Here is an 18930-nt window from a genome sequence, read left to right as displayed (position 1 = left end):
GAAATCGATGACAAAATAGGGTATCAGGGATTCTACCTTCCTTAAATTAAAAAAAGATTAATTTTGTCTCTAGTTATGCTTAAATCCTTGTCCGTTCGCGGCTAGGCATCAAAATCCATGGTTTTTTGGGGAGGTATTTGTCTAGTCGGATGTCGTCAGGTCGACGTGATTTTGCGCAAGGGCTAACCCGCCGTGTTGAGCCGGGCCGGAGAAAGCGGCTAAGATGAATCCCTAACATTCTAGGAGTTGATCTGGTCCGTCAGCAATTTGAACGTGGCTTCACGTTCGGTCTCGGCATTGGCATGATCGATACCGTCCACGGTAATCGCGATCAGGCCGTTTTCGAGCTTGCCGATCCAGCCTTTTTCCTTTAGATACCAGAGGTGAAATTCCAGATGTTCGCGCGGACAGCCTGACAAGCGCTCAAGGTCGAGATTGCCGATGCCCGGATTGTCGATGTTGCGTCTGCGCTTGGCATACAGAATCGCGAGCAGTTTTTCCTGCATTTCGACATCGTGTTCGATATTTTCAGGATCGCTCGCTTCTTCGGTTAATTTCAGTTGGAAGTCCGCATAGTTTTTATGCTGAACATCGTATTGCGTGCGCCTGCCCGGATCACTCAGCGTTTCATGGGCACGTACAATTTCTCTGTAGCGGATGTGATCGCCGGTGTCCCGGTTGTCGGGATGGTAGCGCTGGGCAAGGTATCGAAATAGTCGGTCTATCGTTTCAGCATCGGCGTTCGGGCTGAGTTCCAGGCTTTCGTAATAATCGATGAAGGTAGACGCGTCCATAACTTGACTGTGCCATTGCGGTTTTGAATTTGAATGCTGAAAGCCCACGCGCTCTAGCGGAGCGCATGGGCTTTTAACTTGACTTAGCTTAGCTTAGCTTAGTACAAATTCTGATTACGCTAAAGCCTGACTTATGCGCGCAAAAAAGCAAGGGTCTTGCTGAGGAAGCGGTTTCAATGCGCGTAGTCAAGCTCGGCAGTCAGCAGTTTTGTGCTGTGGGCGCGTCTGGCGGTCTGGTTCGATTGGTCGACGCCGCTGACGGTAATCGACAGCAAGCCATTTTCGAGGCGTGTAATCCAGCCTTTTTCCTTCAAATACCAGAGATGAAAGGAGAGGTGTTCGCGCGGACAACCGGACAGGCGTTCCAGTTCGAGGTCACCCAAGCCGGGGTTATTCATGCTGTGCCGACGTTTGGCATAGAACAGCAGCAACAGTCGTTCCTGCATCGAATTGTCTTCGTAAGGCGTTCTGGGTTTCTCGCTGGCTTCGGAGGAAGGCAAGCGCCGGCTGCGGTTTTTTTTGTATTCGATATCGAATTGCGCTCTGTTTGTCGGATTCCTTAGGGTTTCGTGGGCTTTAACGATGCCGGCAAAGCGATGGGGGTCGCCGGTGGCTTGATTGTCGGGGTGATAGCGTTGCGCCAGATAGCGAAATACCCGATCTATCGTATCGCTGTTGGCATTGGGACTGATTTCGAGAATCTCGTAAAAGTCTTTGAATTCGCTGGGTTCCATACGGGCCTCCGAAACATTTGACTGGATGGATTAAGCCTAGTACAGAGAATTATTAATTCAATATTAAATTAAGAATAATTTAATCATGCGGGAGTCAAACCAGTTCATTGATCGCATCCTGGGTTCGGAAAAAAACCTTGCCGGGGTGCAGATGGCTAAAAAAATCGGTCTTGTGCAATTTATCGAGCACCGGGCCTTTCGCTTCGGCAAGATGCAGGAGGATATTCAGGTTTTTCAGCGCGTCATTCAGGCCTTCGAGCACTTCGAGCGCGGTACTGTCGATATAGCTGACCGAGGCGAAGATCAACACCACATGCTTGATGTCCGGCTGTCGTTGCAATTGGTCGGTAATGAATTCCTCGACATAGTTTGCGTTCGCGAAGGTCAGGTTTTCATCGACGCGCAGCAGCAGCAAATGCCGCCAGGTTTTCACGTCATGGCGCTTGATGTTGCGAAAATGTTCGGTGCCCCGGATGCGCCCGACCACCGCGATATGCGGATGGCTGGTGATTCTCAGATAGCTGACCAGGGTCAGGATGATGCCGAGCGTGATGCCTTCCTCGATGCCGAGCACCAGCACGCCGAGTAAAGTGGCGCCTTCGGCAATGCCGTCGCTGGAGTCATAGCGCCAGGTATGCACGATGTTTTGCAGGCGGATCAACGGCGTAATCGCGACCAGAATGATCGCGGCGAGCACGGTCTTCGGGATCGCGGCAAAATAAGGGCTGAAAAACATCAGGGCCAGCGCGACGAAGGCGGCGGCCATCAGCATGGCCATTTGCGTGCGCGCGCCGGCCGAAAAATTGACCATCGTGCGGCTGAAACCGCCGGCCACCGCCATGCCGCCGGACAGGGCCGAGGCGATATTCGCCGCGCCGAGGCCGAGCAGTTCGTGATTCGGCTGGATCTTTTCGCCCTTGAGGTGCGCGATCGCTTTCGCGATCGCGACGCTTTCGACATAGGCGATCAGCGCGATCAGGGCCGCATAGGGCAGGAGCAGCCGCCAATGGACGGGATCGATCGCATAATCGACGCGTAACCCAGGGAGCCCTGCCGGAATCGGGCCGACGGTGGCGACCTGATAGGCCGTGTCGAGATCCCATAGATCGACCGCGGTCGCCCCGAGCGCGACGGTCAATAACGGGCCGCACTTGCTGATCGCGGTAATCCATACCGGTTTGATGGCGGTTTTTTTGAGCAGGCCGGTGAGCGGCTTGCCGAACAGGATCAACAGCAAAACCGCGCCAAAGCCGGTGATCAGGGTTGCCGTATTCGCCGTGCGCACGGTATCGGTATAGCAGCTCAAACTGCCTACGCAGGGCAGCTTCGCCAAGCCGAGCAGCGGCGGCAATTGACTGAAGACGATCAGGATCGAGGCGCCGCTGGTAAAGCCGGTCAGCACCGGATGGCTGATGAAATTGACCAAGCCGCCCAGGCGCAACAGGGCCATCAGCAGCATCAGCACGCCGGTCTCGGCGGCCAGTATCACCGCGCTTTGCACCGGTTGCTGCAAGGCGCTGATCTCAGGCGCATTGACGGCGCTGGCAATCATCACCGCGGCGACCGATACCGGACCGACCGACAGCGTCCTGCTGGTGCCGAACAACGCGTACAGCACCGGCGGCAAGATACTGGCATATAAACCCAACTCTGGCGGGATGCCGGCCAGCAGCGCATAAGCGATGCCTTGCGGCACCAGCAGGATGGCCGTGATTGCGCCGGCGAACAGATCGCCATGGAAATCGTTGCGGGAGTAGGTCTTGAGCCAGCCGAAAATGGGCAGAAAGTCAGTCAGGCGCATGGAAGGCAGTCGGATGGTTGAAAATGTGAGCGCGATGAATCAGCAAAAAACAGCAACGGATCGGGAGAATCTGTGATTGGAAAGCGAGTGACGTTCTATGTCAGGCGCCGGGAGCGGTGCGAAGGGCATTCCCACGCGCAAAGCGTGGGAACGGTGGTAAGTCCTTTTGCCTGTCTTGCCTCATTCCTCCGTCATGAATTTTTTCGCATAGCTTTCGCGGTGAGGAATGTCGATCCGATAGCCTTTGATCATCAAATGCCAGTACAGCCAAGGGAATCCGACTTTTTTGCCCCACCACCAGATCCAGCGGTTTTTCCGCGGATCCAGAAACGGAAATGAAGGCGTGACTTTGCCGCCATAGGAAAATTCGGCCAGCATCACGGTGCTCAGCGAAGTCGTCAGCGGGCAGGAGCCGTAACCGTCGTACTTGCCTTCGACCGCTTTATTTTTCATCAGGTACAAAATGTTGTCGACCACCACCGGCACCTGCTTGCGCACCGCCGCGGCGGTTTTCGCGTTCGAGGTCGAGGCCGCATCGCCCAGGCCGAAGATGTTCGGATATTTGTTGTGCTGCAAGGTGTTATCATTCACATCGACCCAGCCGGCCGCGTTCGCGAGCGGGCTTTGCTTGATGAAATCCGGTGCACTTTGCGGCGGTGTCACATGGATCATGTCGAATTTTTTGCTGACCCGTTGTTTATTGCCGGCGCTATCGGTCGTTTCGAACGTGGCGGTTTTGCCGGGACCGTCGATCTCGACCAGGTTATGATTGAAAAACTTATTAACACCGTAACCGGCGGCGACTTTCTCCAATGCCTTCGCGAAAAACGGGATGCCGAACATTGCGGGCCCTGCATTGCAGAATTCGATCGTAAACTTATCCAGGATGCCTTTTTTACGGAAACGATCCGCGGCCAGATACATGATCTTCTGCGGCGCGCCGGCGCATTTGAACGGTGGTGGCGGCTGCGTAAATAACGCAGTTCCCGACTGGATGTTTTGGATACATTCCCACGTATATTCACAGGTATCCGGTGAATAGTTGCTGCAGACATTGTTTTTGTTCAGGGTCTCTTTCAGTCCTTTGATCTTGTCCCAGTCCAGTTGCAGGCCGGGGCAGACGACCAGATAATCGTAAGTGACCGTTTCGCCGGAGCGCAACGTCACGGTGTTTTGTTCCGGCTGAAAACTGTCGGCATGGTCCTTGATCCATTTGACCTTGGGGTTGATCAGGTCGGCCTCGTTGCGTGTGGCTGCTTTCAAGGTGTATTCGCCGCCGCCGATGATCGTAAAGCCGGGCTGATAATAATGCTTTTCGGAAGGCTCGATCAGGCCGATATTGATATTCGCATTCTGTCGAAGCATGTTGTTCGCGACCGAAACGCCGGCCGCGCCGCCGCCGACTATCAAAAGGGTATGGTGTTGTGACATAAAGCCTCCTCGAAATTTTTATGGGGTTAGCACCGTAAGCCGGTCATCTAACAGGTATCTTAAGTTTAGTTTGTTGAGCGATCGATAAATGACCGGATCGCTCAACTTTTGTCTTTTTACTCGAAACACGGCCTATGTCAACCCGTGCTTGATTTTTCATTTTATTGGAGGCTTTTTTGCCAGGCTTCATAACCGCCCGCGATCGACAGCACATTCAGGTAACCCAACGATTGCAGGGTCTGCGCGGCCATTGCCGCGCGGCCACCGGTTCGGCAATAAACCAAAATCGTTTTCGCTTTGTCCGCCAGTTCAGGCGTGGTGCCGACCTTGAATTCCAACACGCCGCGGGGAATCGGCAGAGCCTTGTCCAGATGTCCGGCCGCATATTCACTCTCCTCGCGCACGTCGACTACAGTAATGCCGCCTTCGGCCAACAACTGCTTGGCCTTGTCGACGCCGATTTCGGTGATTTGCTGTTTGGCCATGGAGACCAAATCCTGGGCGCTGATGGACACCCGCTCCGGGCGGGTCGCTTCCCGGAGAGACACCGCGTCCTGACGCTCGTCTTCATCGAGGCCGCAGTAGCGGTTGGCCGGTACCGCTTCGTCGATCAATCGCGGTTTCGGCAAATTCAGATTGTTCATGATCTCGATGAATTCCTCGCGCGACTTTCCGGCCAGACGCGGGTTCGTCGTGCGCTCCTGCTTGATGCTGCTGACCCAGCGCCCCTGATAGTCATGGCCCGGATAAACCAGCGTATCGTCGGGTAGGGTAAACAAGCGTTGGGTAATGCAGTCGTACAGCGCACCGGCATCGCCGCTTTGAAAGTCGGTGCGTCCGCAGCCGCCGATGAAAAGCGAATCGCCGGTAAACAAACGGTCCCGCCACAGGAAGGAAACGCTGCCCTTGGTATGGCCGGGGGTGGCGATTACTTTGATTTTTTCGCCGCCGGCGAATTCCAGGACGTCACCGTCCTGAAGTTGCAAGGACGCGCCGACTGCGCCGCACAACTGGCTCACACCGGTTTCCGCGCCGAGTTTTTGTCTGAGCAAGCCGCTGGCGGTGATATGGTCGGCATGCACATGGGTTTCGAGCGAATATTTCAACTTCAGCCCATGTTCGTCGAGCAGGGCGATATATTCATCGATATGCGACTTGACCGGGTCGATCAGCACCGCGTCCTTGGTGATGGGGTCGGCGATGAAATAGGTGTAGGTCCAGGTTTCGGTGTCGAATAATTGTTTGAAAATCATCTTGTCTCTCCTCGTGTCGTGAAGGTGGAGCTGCTCGATTATACGAAGCCGCTTTTGCTTTTTATATGTTTATAGCAAAGCATGTGCCAAGTGAGAAAAAATAACGTTTGCAGGTACTCACAAATCTTTAGCTGATTCGACATGGTGCCCGGTGTTTAGTTTAACGCATTGGCTCAGAAGGATTTTTACGTCGTTTTGCTCAATGGGTCAATGTATTCTGCGGGGAGCGGGAATGCGTGAGGCGTTTTTCGGAGCAAGGGTTTGCCCAAAGAATTGTTTCATAATGTTTCATAATGGCTAACAAAATGTCTCCGTGAAACGCTATGAAACAAGCAGTGCAATCGAGCGAGCAAGGCTAGGCGAGGATCTTCCGGAAAAAGGGAATGGGGATCCGGAATGTAAAAAATCAGGCCGGTTCAACGCCGATTATTTCCCCCGCTGCATTCAATTTCAGCCGCAAGCGGCCATAACAGGATTTCTGATCGCACTGACACCCGGAGCCTTCCATGATGCTTTCGAGAAAAGTCACATAGATCAACAGGCTATCCGCTTGTCGTTCGATGATTTCATAGTGGATCGACTCGTTGATGATCCAGCCGTTTTGGCTGCAAAAGACACTCAGCTCTTTACAGGTTTGCAGTAGGTGAGTAATCGCCTGGGCTTCGGACATGGTTTTTGCCTTTTCGATTCAGTCGGGTTGAGTTTGCTGCGAGTCGGTTTTATTTCCTGACGCAGGCGGTCAAAAACAGAACCAGCGCGGCAAAGCCGGCGCCGGTGTAAAACGTTGCGGAGGCGCCGTAAAAGTCCCAGAGTCCGCCGGCGAGCATGCTGGCCAGCAGCGCAAACAGGCCGCTGACGAAATTGAACAGTCCGAAGGCGGAGCCTTTCAGTTCCGGTGGCGTCGTGCTGGCGACGAGTGTCGCCAGGATGCCTTCGGTGAAGCCCATGTGCAGGCCCCACAAGCCTGCGCCGAGCAGTACCGCAGACGGCGTATCGGCCCGCGCCAGCAGCAGATCGGCCGCGATCAGCAACAGCAGGCCGAGCGAGAGCAGATGGTTTTTGTTCATCATGTCCGACAAAACCCCGGCAGGGTAGGCGGACAGCGCGTAGAGCAGGCTCATCACCACCATCACCAGCGGAGTGACCGTGACAGATAAACCCGCCTGTTGGGCGCGCAGGACCAAAAAGGCTTCGCTGAAGCGGGCCAACGTAAAGATCGCGCCGATCGCCACGACGCGCCAATAGGATAAAGGAAAAAGCCGCAGCGTATCGAGCCGCAGCGGCGAGCGAAAACGGTGCCGTCCTGCATGGGATGCGGGTTCCTGGATTCCGGCGATGATCAGGATCACGGTCAGCGCGGCAGGCAGGGCCGCGAACCAGAGCACCGTCTTCAGGTCGTCGTGATAAAGATAAAGCAGCAGCATCGCCAGCAAGGGGCCGAGAACCGCGCCGACCGTATCCATCGCCTGGCGCAGGCCGAAACAGGCGCCGCGAATGCTGACCGGCGCGACATCGGCGATCAGCGCATCGCGCGGCGCGCCACGGATGCCTTTGCCGATCCGGTCGAGAAAGCGCGCGGCGAACACCGTCTCGACCGAGCCGGCCAGCGGAAACAGCGGCTTGCTTAATGCCGCAAGGCCGTAGCCGAGCAGGATCAGGCGCTTGCGATGTCCCCAGAAGTCGCTCAGGGCGCCGGAAAAGATTTTGACGATCTGCGCGGCGGCGGCCCCGACGCCTTCGATCATGCCGACGGTCAGCGCGCTCGCGCCGAGCGTGCCGACCAGATAGATCGGCAGGATGCTGTGCAGCAGTTCCGACGAACAGTCCATCAACAGGCTGACGAAACCTAAAGTCCATACGGTGCGCGGAATGCGGTCAGGCGACTTTTTGATGAACAAGAGAACAATTCCGTAATGATAAGGTTTCGGTCCGATTCGGCGGGATGCCGTTGGCATCCTGGGTGGGCAGTATCATCGGCTTGCCATGCGCTTGTTGAAGCTGGTAGCGCAGCCCGCGCAACATCGCCTCGGCTGTTGCTTTGATCAGAATATATTTTCCTCGAGTATCCATTGCAGATATTGGCCGTAACCATTTTTGGCCAGAGGCACCGCGAGCTTTTGCAGCTGCTCCGCATCGATCCAGCGCTGTCTGTAGGCAATTTCTTCCGGGCAGGAGACTTTCAGGCCCTGGCGTTTTTCCAGGGTTGCGATGAACTGGCTGGCATCCAGCAAGGATTCGTGCGTGCCGGTATCGAGCCAGGCGTAGCCGCGCCCCATGATTTCGACGGTCAGCCGGCCTTGTTCCAGATAAATACGGTTCAGGTCGGTGATTTCGAGTTCGCCGCGTACCGAAGGCTTCAGGTTTTTGGCCAGCTCGACAACCTGTTGATCGTAAAAATACAGGCCGGTCACCGCATAGTTTGATTTGGGAGCTGCCGGTTTTTCTTCGATGCTGAGCGCTTTGAAATGACTGTCGAATTCGACCACGCCGTAGCGTTCCGGGTCGTTGACATGATAGGCAAACACGGTCGAGCCGTCGCGGCGTGCCATCGCGCTGCCGAGAAGCTGTGGAAAATCGTGACCATAAAACAAGTTGTCGCCCAACACCAGTGCGGAAGGATGGCCCGCGATAAACGCTTCGCCGATGATGAAGGCCTGCGCGAGCCCCTCGGGGCTGGGTTGTACCGCATAGTGGAGATCGAGTCCCCATTGCCTGCCGTCGCCCAGGAGTTGCTCGAAACGCCCGATGTCTTGCGGCGTCGAGATGATCAGGATGTCACGAATCCCGGCCAACATCAGCGTGCTGAGCGGATAATAGATCATCGGTTTATCGAATACCGGCAGCAATTGCTTGGATATTGCCAGGGTGGCGGGGTGGAGTCGGGTGCCTGAGCCACCGGCCAGAATAATGCCTTTACGTGTCATAGCGGTCCTTAGGTGAATGGGTGAGTGTCGAGCGATTGATCGTGCGGCGCAGAAGCTTTAGTGTCCCGGGTCCAACGTTGCCGTTCGGCTGACCGACACAAAGCCCCGGGTTTTTCCGGACGCGTCGTCGATCGTATTCATCGCCCGCCAGAGTGCTTCTGTCTTGACCCAGACCGGCGGATATTTAAACCGCGCGACATCGAGGATCAGAAACTGGTCGCCGGCTTGGTCATAAGCGCCTATCGGCGAAATATGACCGCTGGTTTGCTGGCCAAGGGACGTACGCAGATAGTTGACCAGGATGAAGTTTCCGGGCTGTTTCAGATTTTCGACGGCCAGTTTGCGGAATTGTTCCAGGCTGCTGTCGCCGGCGTGATAGACCTGTGTCGCGACCGGGTAGGTCGCCAGCATGCCGCCGAGTTGATCGAGCGTCATGCCTTGCTTTGCGATCGTCTCGGAGTTCACAACGCGATCGGTTTTCGCATTGAACACATTGTTCTGGGTGAACATCGGAAAGCGCACATAGACAGGGTCGATCGGTGCCGGAATATTCAGCGCGTTCAATACCATCGTCATGCTCGCCGCGCCGCAATAGGCGAGGTTCTGCTGCGAGACAAAATGCATGCTCAATGGCAGGAAGTCCTGTTTGGCGCGGCTGCCGTAAAGCAGTTGCTCGCCTTCGGATGAAGTCAGCGGAATCAGTCGTGAAGTGGTCGTGTCGCTTGGTTTGGCCAACGTACCCGGCGGCGACTGCGGTAGAGAGCCGCAGGCGGAAAGCAGAAGGCAAGCCAGAATGATCGGCATGAGCCGCCAGATTGCCGGGCGAGTTTCGTTTGTTCGAAAGCGTAAAAACATGCCGATTCCTCAGAGTGGCGGGTAGCCGTTCCTGGCCAATTAAAATCAGGTTTCTTAAAAAAACATTTTATGCCGAGATGACGGCGAGGTAAATCGTGTTTAAAGCCGTTGCCTGGCCGCTGTGTTCAATTGGCGAATACTTTATTCTGCCTCCCCGGTGCAAAGCGATTCGGCCCGTTTGCTGACCGGGGTGATGCTGCCGTCGGCATTGAGCCGCCAGCGAAAGCGCAATTGCATGCTTTTGTTCATCAAAAAAGCGCGCTCGACTTCTACATGGCCCTCTTCGTCGAAAGTCTGCCAGCCTAAATCGCGTTGCGAGCGGATATGAATCTTGTTTTTCAAGACTTCTTCGATCGTTTGTCCGAGGCAGGGCGAGTTCTTTATTTTTATTTCGGCTTCGTGCATCTCGGCGAAGGCCAGATTCGCGGCGAACAGCAAGCTAAGAATAAGAAAACGGCTTGTTTTCATGGTTTCAAGGGTTCTGGAAATGCATGCAATGCGCGTGACAACAACAGCGGATTAAAAGTTGTAGCCTTGTTGGTCATGCTGGTTCAGATCGAGGCCGCTGGTTTCCGCTTCCTGATTCACGCGAATGCCGATCAGTTTATCAATCGCCTTGAAGAGTCCATAACTGATCAGACCGCTCCAGGCGATCGTGACCGCGATGCCGAAAAGCTGGATCAGTACCTGTTTGACGATGCCGTCTTCGCTGACGATCCCGGTGCCGCCGAACGAGGCATCGGCAAACACCGCGGTCAGCAACGCGCCGAGAATGCCGCTGACGCCGTGCACCGGGAACACGTCGAGCGCATCGTCGATAGCGAGACGCTGCTTGATCAGCTGAATCGAATAAAAGCAGGCGATGCCGGCGACGATGCCGATCACGATCGCGCCGAAGGGCGATACGAAGCCCGCGCCGGCCGCAATCATGCCGAGGCCCGCGACCATGCCGGTCATCGCGCCGAGCACGCTCGGCTTGCCGAACTTGAGCCAGTCCAGCGCGATCCAGGTGATCGAGGCGGAAGAGGCGCACAGATGCGTCGACAGCATCGCCATGCCGGCCGAGCCGTTCGCCATCAACGCGCTGCCGGCGCTGAAGCCGTGCCAGCCGACCCAGAGAATACCGGCACCCATCGCCGTCATGGTCAGATTGTGCGGCATCAACGGCGCGCGCGGGAAACCGCGCCGCGGGCCGATGACCAGCGCGCCGACCAAGGCGGCGATCCCCGCGCTGCCGTGCACGACGATGCCGCCCGCAAAATCCATCACGCCCCACTCGGCCAGCCAGCCGTTGCCCCAAATCCAGTGGCAAACCGGCACATAGACGAGCACTTCCCAGAGCGCGCAAAAAAACAGCAGCGGAAAAAAGCGGACCCTTTCGACCATGGCGCCGACGATCAAGGCCGGCGCGAAGATCGCGAAGGTCATGTGATACATCGCGAAGACCGACTCGGGCAGATTGCCGACCAGCTTGTCCGCATCCATGTTGACCAGGAACACTTGCGATAGGCCGCCGAGCACGGCCTGATGCGCGCCGCCATCGGTCAACGCCAGGCTGTAGCCCGCGATCGCCCAGATCAACGACATCAGGGAGGTAATCGAAAAACAGGCCATGATCACCGACAGCACGTTGCGGGTGCGCACGAGCCCGCCGTAAAACAGCGCGAGGCCGGGCATGGTCATGAACAGGACCAGGCCAGCAGAAGTCAGAATCCAGGCGGTATCGGCCGAGTTCAGGCCGTCTTCGGCAAACGCCGGAAGCGGGAGGGCTACAGGCAGGATTGCCAAGGCTGTCTTTCGCATGATGTCCACCTTGATTATTTATTTTTGTTGTAAGTGGGGCAGAGGTTTGACCCGCGATGGTCAAAGGATCGCGTTTTTTAGCCTAGATGCGAAAAAAATGCAAGAAATTACTGGGAGGAGCCGTTGTTTTTTTGCGCGAGTAAGAAACTTTGAACGAGCGCAAAAAGATTAAGGAAGGCAAAGGGGAATGGCTGGGGCAAAGCGTGGCAAAGAAAAAACCTCAAAACTCGATCACCACGTCCATTGCAAACTGCAACTGATGGTCCTTGCTGTGATTGATATAGGGATTGATTTTGGCGTCGGCCCAGTCATAACGTACTTCGGGTCGCAGGGTGAGCCAGCCTTGCGGTTTCCAGTTCACCCCCGCGGTCAGCGCGAAATAGTCCCCCGGATTGCCGGTCAGCACGCGGGTGCCGTTCGCATCCCGAAACCATTCGCCGCGCAGTCCTGCAGAAATGGAGTCGGTAAGGTCATAAATCAGATATTGATTGATTCCGTACCAGAAGGCGTCCTGGCCTGTTGCCGTGGCCTGTTCCTGAAAACCGAAATCGTGTTGCAGAACGTATTGCAGTTTGTCGGTCAAGCCGTGCGAAATGACCAGGCTGGACACCGTCCGGTTCGCGTCCAGAACATCATCGGTATCGCCGCTGATCACCGACCAGGACACCGCGCTGGTCGCTTCGTCATTGGTCCAGGACACGCCGCCGAGAAAATTCCAGTTGGCCAGATTTTCGCGGAAATTATCCCAACCGGCGACCGAGCCCGCATTCAGCGTAAAATTTTCATTCAGCGCATAACTGAACAGCGCGCCGGTATGCGTGAACGGTTCGCCGTACTGCATCGTATAGGCGTGGGAATAAAAGAAATTGTTCGGTGCGGTGACCACTTCCTCGCCGAGAAGCGTATAAAAATGGCCGATTTTGGCGCTCAGGCCGTTACCCAATGGCGCGAACACTTCCAGGTAGGTTTGCGGCAGCGCCAGATCGTAAAAACGCAGATCCTTGTCGCTGATCCAGCGGTTGTCGAGTCCTCTTGCATGGGTGAAACGGCTGTCGGTGCCGAACATCAGATCGACCCGGCCGCCGACGTTCCAGTGTTTCGATTCCATGTCCACGGCTCTTTCGAGGTACATATTCAGCTGATTGAGCTGGAATTCGCCGCTGCGGTCGTTGAAGGTGATCGGCGCGTTCGAGTGATTATCCGGATTGCTGGTCAGATAGGTTCCGCCCATCGACAGCCAGCCGTCGATGTTGATGCCATGCTCCTTGAACAATCGGCTTTGGCTGAAATCCCGGCCGGTCAAGGCGAAGAAGGCGCCGTCGTCATGCGCCATCACCGTCGAGGCGAAATGACTATAGAGGAGTAAAAACAGGAAAAATATCGATGTCTTGTCGATAGTGAGCGGGGATGCGCAGAGAACAGCTTTCGGTTGTTTCATGTCCCTAGCCAAGCGTTGCCGTTGATGGACGGATGTTAAGTGTGAATCGATGAGTTGCGTTACAAAAAACAAGTCATCCTGCAGCAGAGTTTTTTATCACAGTTTGCAGGAAGGTAAAAAAATTATATTACTTAAATAGTATCGAGTCGATATTAAATTAAGGCGATCGTGATTTTTTGCAGTCCGCGCATGCTTTCGGCTAATAGAGCAGGGTGATTTTTACCCTTCGGGATTTAACCGGGTATTTACTTTCGATTCGACACGAAGTAAGATTCTCCGCCGTGCGCATTTGGCGTTGATCAGGAAGCATAGTCGCATCGGCAAGAGCCGTCCGATAATTACAATAAGGAGAAATCTGATGACAAAATTTGCTTTTTTTAAAGCCAACCGCGGAAATATATCCAAGGTTTTGTTGGCTGCCGCGCTACTGTCCGGCGTCCCGTTCAGTGTTTGCGCGAAGCCCGATGAAGTACCCGCAGAAAAGGTACAAGGTTGCCAACTCGTCGGCAAAATCGAAGGCTCATCGGGCTATGGCAAGAATAGGGATTGGCAACGGCTGGCAAAACAATCGGCCGTCAAGCATGCTGGCCAGATGGGCGCAAGCCATGTCGTATGGGAGCATTTTTACCCGGCCGGCGTTTTTAACGGCACTGTCACTGGCACGGCTTATCGTTGCGGGACATAAGCCGAAGAAGACCATTTCGTGCGGAAGGTCTGAATGAAGTGACATTCCTCATTCAAACCATCTTCATAAAAAGCTATCACGATGCGGTCAAGCGCCACCCTCTAAGGCGTTAACAGCATCTTGTTAACCCACAACGCGAACCGGCGTGGCGGCATTTCGCCGCCGAATGCCAATATTTTGCTGATCCATCCCGGCACCGCCGCCGTTTGTCCTTTCTTCATCGCTCGGTAGCCCGCTTCGGCATTGGTCCGTGGATCGCTGGCCAAAAACCGGTATAAACGGGTTCGAGAAAATCCGCCTTTCGTCTCAAAGGCGGTCTTCATCGCTCCCGGGCACAGCGCGGTGGTGGTGACGCCGCTGCCCTTCAGTTCGACGGCCAGCCCCCGGTTGAACGCAAGCACGAAACTTTTGCTTGCGTAATAGACCGCCGCGCCCGGGCCTCCCGGTTGATAAGCGGTCAGGGAGGCTACATTCAGGATGCGCCCCCGGCCTTGTTTGATCATGCCCGGAACAAAAAGGCGGGTCAGTTGCACCAGCGCTGCGACGTTCAGGTTGATCATCCCGGCGTTCGCCGTCGGGTCGGAATCCGCAAACGGCCCGAAAAAACCGATGCCGGCATTGTTGATCAAATAGTCAATCGTCAAGCCCTGGTCCAGAACGATCTGATAGAGCTTTTCCGGTGTGTCCGGCCGCGACAGATCCAGCGCGGCAATAACGGTGGAAATGCCGTAATCCCTTTTCAGTTCCTCGGCAACTTCCCGCAATAGCGTTTCGTTGCGCGCGACCAGCACCGCATTGATCTTATCCTGCGCGAACAGTTTGCTGAACTCATAGCCCATGCCGCTCGACGCGCCGGTGATCAAGGCCCAGCGAGGCGTCGGATTCGCGGGTGTCGGAATAGCGTTCATGTTGCCTCCTCTGTGGTGAATGGAGTCTAAATTTTAACTTTTCACCCCAAGAAGACTGCCGAGCCTAACGTTCGTTCATTGCCAAAACGACCGGTTATTGATAATCCTCCAGCGGCGGGCAGGTGCAAATCACATGCCGGTCGCCGTACACGTTGTCGATCCTGCCGACCGGCGGCCAGTATTTGTCGTCCTCTTGATCGTCGCCCGGAAAGAACGCCTGTTGCCGCGAATAGGGCAGGGTCCATTCTTCCAGCAGCAGCTTGTGCGTATGGGGCGCATGGCGCAGCACGTTGTTTTCCGGATCGGCGTTGCCGTTTTCGATCTCGGCGATCTCCTGACGGATCGCGATCAAGGCATTGCAGAAGCGGTCGATCTCCTCCTTGTCCTCGCTTTCGGTCGGTTCGATCATCAACGTTTCGGGCACCGGGAACGACACGGTCGGCGCATGGAAGCCGAAATCGATCAGGCGTTTGGCGATGTCTTCGACGGTGATGCCGCAGGCATGTTTGAATGCACGGCAGTCGATGATGCATTCGTGCGCAACCCAGCCGTTCTTGCCGGTGTAAAGAATCGGGTAGTGCGGTGCGAGCCGTTTGGCGATGTAGTTTGCGTTCAAAATCGCGGTCAAGGTTGCTTTTTTGAGCCCGGCCGCGCCCATCATCGCGATATAGGCCCAGGAAATCGTGTAGATGCTGGCCGAGCCCCAGGGGGCGGCCGCGACCGTGCCGATCGTGCCGTGCGGACCCTTGTTCGGATTGACGTTCTTTACGACCGGGTGATCCGGCAAGTAAGGCGCCAGATGCGCGCCGACGCCGATCGGGCCGACGCCGGGACCGCCGCCGCCGTGCGGGATGCTGAAGGTCTTGTGCAGGTTCAAATGCGCGACATCGGCGCCGATCTTGCCGGGCCGGCTGAGGCCGACCAGTGCGTTGAAATTGGCGCCGTCCAGATAGACCTGGCCGCCATGCTGATGGACCAGTTCGCAGATCGTCCGGAACGCTTCCTCGAACACGCCGTGCGTCGAAGGGTAGGTGATCATCAGCGCGGCGACCGTATCGTGATACTCGGCCAGTTTGGCCTTCAGGTCGTCGAGGCTGACGTTGCCGTTGTCGTCGCAGGCGACCACGACGACCTTCAGTCCCGCCAGCACCGCGCTGGCAGGATTGGTGCCGTGCGCGGACGCCGGAATCAGGCAGATAGTGCGCTGGTGCTGGCCGTTCACTTGGTGGAATTTGCGTATCACCAACAGCCCCGTGTATTCGCCCTGCGAGCCCGCGTTCGGTTGCAACGAAAACGCATCGAAGCCGGTCAGGTCGCAGAGCATGTCTTCGAGTTCGGCGAACATCTGCTGATAGCCGAGCGTCTGGTACAGCGGTGCGAAAGGATGCAGGCCGCTGAATTCGTGATACGACAGCGCCTGCATCTCGGTCGCCGCGTTCAGCTTCATCGTGCACGAACCCAGTGGGATCATCGAGCGGTCCAAGGCGATGTCGCGTCGGGCCAGTCTCCGCATATAGCGCATCATTTCGGTTTCGGAATGGTAGCGCGCGAACACCGGATGCTGAAGGAAAGGATCGCTGCGCAACAGCGCGTCCGGGATGCATTCGTCGACGCTTTCGTGCAGCCTATTGATGTCCGGAAACTCGGCCGCCGGCGTCGCGAATACCTGCCAGAGCGCCCTGAGCGTCTTCCGGGTCGTCGTCTCGTCGAGCGAGATGCCGATATGGTCCGGATCGATCACGCGCAGATTGATCGATGCTTCCATCGCCTGCGCGGCGATCCGTTTGGCGCGGTTCGGCACGCGCACGACGAGCGTGTCGAAATAACGGCGGCTGACCACCTCGTAACCCATCAGCGCGAGTCCGGCCGCGAGGATTTGCGCGTAGCGGTGCACGCGCCCGGCGATCATTCTGAGGCCATCCGCGCCGTGATACACCGCATAAAAGCCTGCGATCACCGCGAGCAGGACCTGCGAGGTGCAGATATTGCTGGTCGCCTTGTCGCGGCGGATATGCTGTTCGCGCGTCTGCAGCGCCATACGCAGCGCGGTGTGGCCGTGGCTGTCCTTCGACACGCCGATCAGTCGCCCCGGCATCGAGCGCTTGTACTCGTCCTGGGTCGCGAAAAAGGCCGCATGCGGTCCGCCGTAGCCCATCGGCACGCCGAAACGCTGCGCGCTGCCGACCACGATGTCGACGCCGAAGGCGCCGGGCGGCTTCAGCAACACCAGGCTCAACAGGTCGGCAGCGGCCACGGCCAGCGCAGATTTTTTATGCGCGATTTCGACGATTTCGCCGAGGTCGTGAATCTCGCCTTGCGAGCCCGGATACTGCACGAGCACCGCGAAAAAATCGTGCCGATCGAGGCCCCGATAGGGATCGCCGACGATCACCTGATAGCCCAGAGAACGCGCGCGGGTTTGCACCACCGCGATCGTTTGCGGATGGCAATCCCGGTCGACAAAAACGGCCTGCACCGGATTATGCGACAGCCGGCGCGCCATCGCGACCGCCTCGGCCGCGGCGGTCGCCTCGTCGAGCAAGGATGCGTTCGCGATTTCCATGCCGGTCAAATCGACGATCATCTGCTGAAAGTTCAGCAGCGCTTCGAGCCGGCCCTGGCTGACTTCGGGCTGATACGGCGTATAGGCGGTGTACCAGCCCGGATTTTCGAGCACGTTGCGCTTGATCACGGCCGGCATGATCGTATCGTAATAGCCCATGCCGATCAGCGAGGTGAAGACCTTGTTGCGTTCGCGGATCTTGCGCAGGTGCTTGATCACCGCATTCTCGCTGATCGTTTCGGTCAGTTTCAGCGGCTCCGCGTTCAGGATGTCGGCGGGCAGCGCCTTGGCGATGATCTGTTCGAGATCGGTCAGACCCAGTTCGGCCAGCATCGCCCGGATCTGTTCGGGATTCGGGCCGATATGGCGGCGGATGAAATCGCCGCGCATTTCCAGTTGGTTCAGGTTCGGACGAGGTAAGGTCATGGCTTAACGGCGGTAGCGGTGAGGAATGAAAGGCAGCGGGGTGACGGACAGTGCGACCTCTCGCCCCCGGACTTCGGTGTAAAGGCGCATGCCGGCCGCCGCATAGGCCTTGTCGAGCCGCGCCAGCGCGACCGGTTTGCCGAGGCTCGGCGCGAAACTGCCGCTGGTGACATGGCCGACTATTTGGCCCTTTTCATTCGTTAGGGTAGCGCCTTCCCGGATCGGCGCCTTGCCTTCGACGATCAGGCCGGCGCGGATCAGGTCCGCGCCGTCTCGAAGCTGCGCCAGGATTTTCTGGGCGCCGGGAAAGCGGTCGTGGCCTTTCTTGATGATCCAGTTGAGTCCCGCCTCGACCGGCGTGATCGTGCCGTTCAGCTCGTGGCCGTAGAGGCAAAGCCCCGCTTCCAGGCGCAAGGTATCGCGTGCGCCGAGGCCGACCGGCGCGACGCCGTCCTCCGCCAGCAGCAGACGGGCCAAACGCTCCGCATTCGAGACATCGACCGAAATCTCGAAGCCGTCCTCGCCGGTATAGCCGCTGCGGCTGATCAAGCAGGCGATGCCGTCGATTTCGGTCTCGCAGCTTTGCATGAATTTGAGGTTCGCGGCAGCCGCTGAAAATTTTCGGATCACGGCTTCGGCGAGGGGGCCCTGCAACGCAAACAGCGCGCGCTCCTGTAAATCCCTGAGGCCTGGCAGATGTGGGCTGAGATAGTCGAAATCCTTGTCCTTGCAGGCCGCGTTCACGATGATGAACAGGCCCGAAGCGGTACGGCTGACGATGATGTCGTCGAGCACGCCGCCGTTGTCCAGCGTCAGGACGGTATATTTCTCGAAGCCGGGCAGGAGGCCCGAAATGTCGCTCGGCGTCAGCCTTTCCAGCGCGCTTGCGGCCTCATCGCCTGTCGCGCTGAATTGCCCCATGTGCGAGATATCGAAAAAGCCCGCATGGCTCCGGCAATGCAGGTGTTCCTGGATGATGCCGGTGGCGTAGTGCACAGGCATCGCATAACCTGCAAAAGGCGCCATCTTCGCGCCCAGTTCGAGATGTAAAGCGTTCAGCGGCAGAGATTTCAACATCATTGCATACGGAGCCGGAATGTTATTGAGCGGTCAGTGTAACCGAATTTTTTCCGCTTCGGTGGTTTCGTTTCTTGGCTTGGCAATTTTTACGTTTCACAATAGCGAACCCGTGTTTGAGTCGGCCTATAATTTATTCCGTTTCTTTATCCAATCCAATCGGTAACAATACCAATATTATCGTTGCCTTCTGGATAACGGATAATGAATATGTCATATTCCTGAAACGATTTCGCGG

The 18930-nt window shown here is 56.6% G+C and carries 16 protein-coding genes; 1 reads left to right on the top strand and 15 read right to left on the bottom strand.

Features of this window, described 5'->3' with window-relative positions:
- Positions 1 to 239 precede the first annotated feature (239 nt).
- The 12 genes from ACEPPP_RS04875 to ACEPPP_RS04820 all read right to left on the bottom strand — a co-directional run bounded on the left by ACEPPP_RS04875 (position 240) and on the right by ACEPPP_RS04820 (position 13033).
- On the bottom strand, positions 240 to 794 hold the full coding sequence (locus ACEPPP_RS04875) for a DnaJ domain-containing protein (protein WP_374089924.1): 555 nt from the start codon (positions 792 to 794) through the stop codon (positions 240 to 242).
- A 173-nt stretch (positions 795 to 967) separates the two neighbouring features.
- Complete coding sequence (locus ACEPPP_RS04870) at positions 968 to 1528, bottom strand: DnaJ domain-containing protein (RefSeq protein ID WP_374089923.1); 561 nt, start codon at positions 1526 to 1528, stop codon at positions 968 to 970.
- Between the two features lie 94 nt (positions 1529 to 1622).
- Positions 1623 to 3329 (bottom strand): SulP family inorganic anion transporter, encoded by a 1707-nt coding sequence (locus ACEPPP_RS04865; protein WP_374089922.1) that lies wholly within the window; start codon positions 3327 to 3329, stop codon positions 1623 to 1625.
- A 180-nt stretch (positions 3330 to 3509) separates the two neighbouring features.
- The gene (locus ACEPPP_RS04860) at positions 3510 to 4760 is read right to left on the bottom strand and encodes an FAD/NAD(P)-binding oxidoreductase (protein ID WP_374089921.1); all 1251 of its coding nucleotides are present in this window, start codon (positions 4758 to 4760) and stop codon (positions 3510 to 3512) included.
- A gap of 161 nt (positions 4761 to 4921) precedes the next feature.
- The gene (locus ACEPPP_RS04855; RefSeq protein WP_374089920.1) at positions 4922 to 6013 is read right to left on the bottom strand and encodes a rhodanese-like domain-containing protein; all 1092 of its coding nucleotides are present in this window, start codon (positions 6011 to 6013) and stop codon (positions 4922 to 4924) included.
- Positions 6014 to 6419: 406 nt separating this feature from the next.
- Entirely contained in the window at positions 6420 to 6683 is a 264-nt protein-coding gene (locus ACEPPP_RS04850) for a hypothetical protein (protein ID WP_374089919.1), read from the bottom strand.
- Between the two features lie 49 nt (positions 6684 to 6732).
- Positions 6733 to 7911 (bottom strand): MFS transporter, encoded by a 1179-nt coding sequence (locus tag ACEPPP_RS04845; protein ID WP_374089918.1) that lies wholly within the window; start codon positions 7909 to 7911, stop codon positions 6733 to 6735.
- Between the two features lie 144 nt (positions 7912 to 8055).
- Positions 8056 to 8937: a glucose-1-phosphate thymidylyltransferase RfbA gene (gene rfbA / locus ACEPPP_RS04840; RefSeq protein ID WP_374089917.1), complete on the bottom strand. Its 882-nt coding sequence runs from the start codon at positions 8935 to 8937 to the stop codon at positions 8056 to 8058.
- Between the two features lie 57 nt (positions 8938 to 8994).
- On the bottom strand, positions 8995 to 9741 hold the full coding sequence (locus ACEPPP_RS04835; RefSeq protein WP_374089916.1) for a phytochelatin synthase family protein: 747 nt from the start codon (positions 9739 to 9741) through the stop codon (positions 8995 to 8997).
- A gap of 192 nt (positions 9742 to 9933) precedes the next feature.
- Entirely contained in the window at positions 9934 to 10260 is a 327-nt protein-coding gene (locus ACEPPP_RS04830) for a hypothetical protein (protein WP_374089915.1), read from the bottom strand.
- 51 nt (positions 10261 to 10311) lie between these two features.
- A complete protein-coding gene (locus tag ACEPPP_RS04825) occupies positions 10312 to 11595 on the bottom strand; it encodes an ammonium transporter (RefSeq protein WP_374089914.1) in 1284 nt (427 codons plus the stop codon).
- A gap of 220 nt (positions 11596 to 11815) precedes the next feature.
- Positions 11816 to 13033 carry a porin gene (locus ACEPPP_RS04820; protein WP_374089913.1) on the bottom strand — a complete coding sequence of 406 codons (1218 nt, stop codon included), beginning with the start codon at positions 13031 to 13033 and terminating at the stop codon, positions 11816 to 11818.
- Between the two features lie 358 nt (positions 13034 to 13391).
- Here ACEPPP_RS04820 and ACEPPP_RS04815 point away from each other — a divergent pair, with 358 nt between their 5' ends.
- Positions 13392 to 13718, top strand: a complete 327-nt coding sequence (locus ACEPPP_RS04815) for a hypothetical protein (RefSeq protein WP_374089912.1) — start codon at positions 13392 to 13394, stop codon at positions 13716 to 13718.
- 101 nt (positions 13719 to 13819) lie between these two features.
- Here the strand turns inward: ACEPPP_RS04815 and ACEPPP_RS04810 are convergent, their stop codons facing one another.
- From ACEPPP_RS04810 to gcvT, 3 genes are all read right to left on the bottom strand, one after another.
- Positions 13820 to 14626, bottom strand: a complete 807-nt coding sequence (locus ACEPPP_RS04810) for an SDR family NAD(P)-dependent oxidoreductase (RefSeq protein ID WP_374089911.1) — start codon at positions 14624 to 14626, stop codon at positions 13820 to 13822.
- A 94-nt stretch (positions 14627 to 14720) separates the two neighbouring features.
- Complete coding sequence (gene gcvP, locus ACEPPP_RS04805; RefSeq protein ID WP_374089910.1) at positions 14721 to 17615, bottom strand: aminomethyl-transferring glycine dehydrogenase; 2895 nt, start codon at positions 17613 to 17615, stop codon at positions 14721 to 14723.
- 3 nt (positions 17616 to 17618) lie between these two features.
- A complete protein-coding gene (gene gcvT / locus ACEPPP_RS04800; RefSeq protein ID WP_374089909.1) occupies positions 17619 to 18695 on the bottom strand; it encodes a glycine cleavage system aminomethyltransferase GcvT in 1077 nt (358 codons plus the stop codon).
- Positions 18696 to 18930 lie beyond the last annotated feature (235 nt).

The sequence above is a fragment of the Methylomicrobium lacus genome, assembly GCF_041897535.1.
Classification (GTDB): Bacteria; Pseudomonadota; Gammaproteobacteria; order Methylococcales; family Methylomonadaceae; genus Methylomicrobium; species Methylomicrobium lacus_A.
This window is presented reverse-complemented; position numbering and strand designations above follow the sequence as displayed.

Bases quoted from the DNA above. Each gene is read 5' to 3' on its own strand.
- ACEPPP_RS04870 (WP_374089923.1), bottom strand. From the start codon at position 1,528: ATGGAACCCAGCGAATTCAAAGACTTTTACGAGATTCTCGAAATCAGT.
- ACEPPP_RS04830 (WP_374089915.1), bottom strand. From the start codon at position 10,260: ATGAAAACAAGCCGTTTTCTTATTCTTAGCTTGCTGTTCGCCGCGAAT.
- ACEPPP_RS04825 (WP_374089914.1), bottom strand. From the start codon at position 11,595: ATGCGAAAGACAGCCTTGGCAATCCTGCCTGTAGCCCTCCCGCTTCCG.
- ACEPPP_RS04875 (WP_374089924.1), bottom strand. From the start codon at position 794: ATGGACGCGTCTACCTTCATCGATTATTACGAAAGCCTGGAACTCAGC.
- ACEPPP_RS04860 (WP_374089921.1), bottom strand. From the start codon at position 4,760: ATGTCACAACACCATACCCTTTTGATAGTCGGCGGCGGCGCGGCCGGC.
- ACEPPP_RS04865 (WP_374089922.1), bottom strand. From the start codon at position 3,329: ATGCGCCTGACTGACTTTCTGCCCATTTTCGGCTGGCTCAAGACCTAC.
- ACEPPP_RS04855 (WP_374089920.1), bottom strand. From the start codon at position 6,013: ATGATTTTCAAACAATTATTCGACACCGAAACCTGGACCTACACCTAT.
- ACEPPP_RS04820 (WP_374089913.1), bottom strand. From the start codon at position 13,033: ATGAAACAACCGAAAGCTGTTCTCTGCGCATCCCCGCTCACTATCGAC.
- gcvP (WP_374089910.1), bottom strand. From the start codon at position 17,615: ATGACCTTACCTCGTCCGAACCTGAACCAACTGGAAATGCGCGGCGAT.
- gcvT (WP_374089909.1), bottom strand. From the start codon at position 18,695: ATGATGTTGAAATCTCTGCCGCTGAACGCTTTACATCTCGAACTGGGC.
- rfbA (WP_374089917.1), bottom strand. From the start codon at position 8,937: ATGACACGTAAAGGCATTATTCTGGCCGGTGGCTCAGGCACCCGACTC.
- ACEPPP_RS04810 (WP_374089911.1), bottom strand. From the start codon at position 14,626: ATGAACGCTATTCCGACACCCGCGAATCCGACGCCTCGCTGGGCCTTG.
- ACEPPP_RS04815 (WP_374089912.1), top strand. From the start codon at position 13,392: ATGACAAAATTTGCTTTTTTTAAAGCCAACCGCGGAAATATATCCAAG.
- ACEPPP_RS04850 (WP_374089919.1), bottom strand. From the start codon at position 6,683: ATGTCCGAAGCCCAGGCGATTACTCACCTACTGCAAACCTGTAAAGAG.
- ACEPPP_RS04835 (WP_374089916.1), bottom strand. From the start codon at position 9,741: ATGCCGATCATTCTGGCTTGCCTTCTGCTTTCCGCCTGCGGCTCTCTA.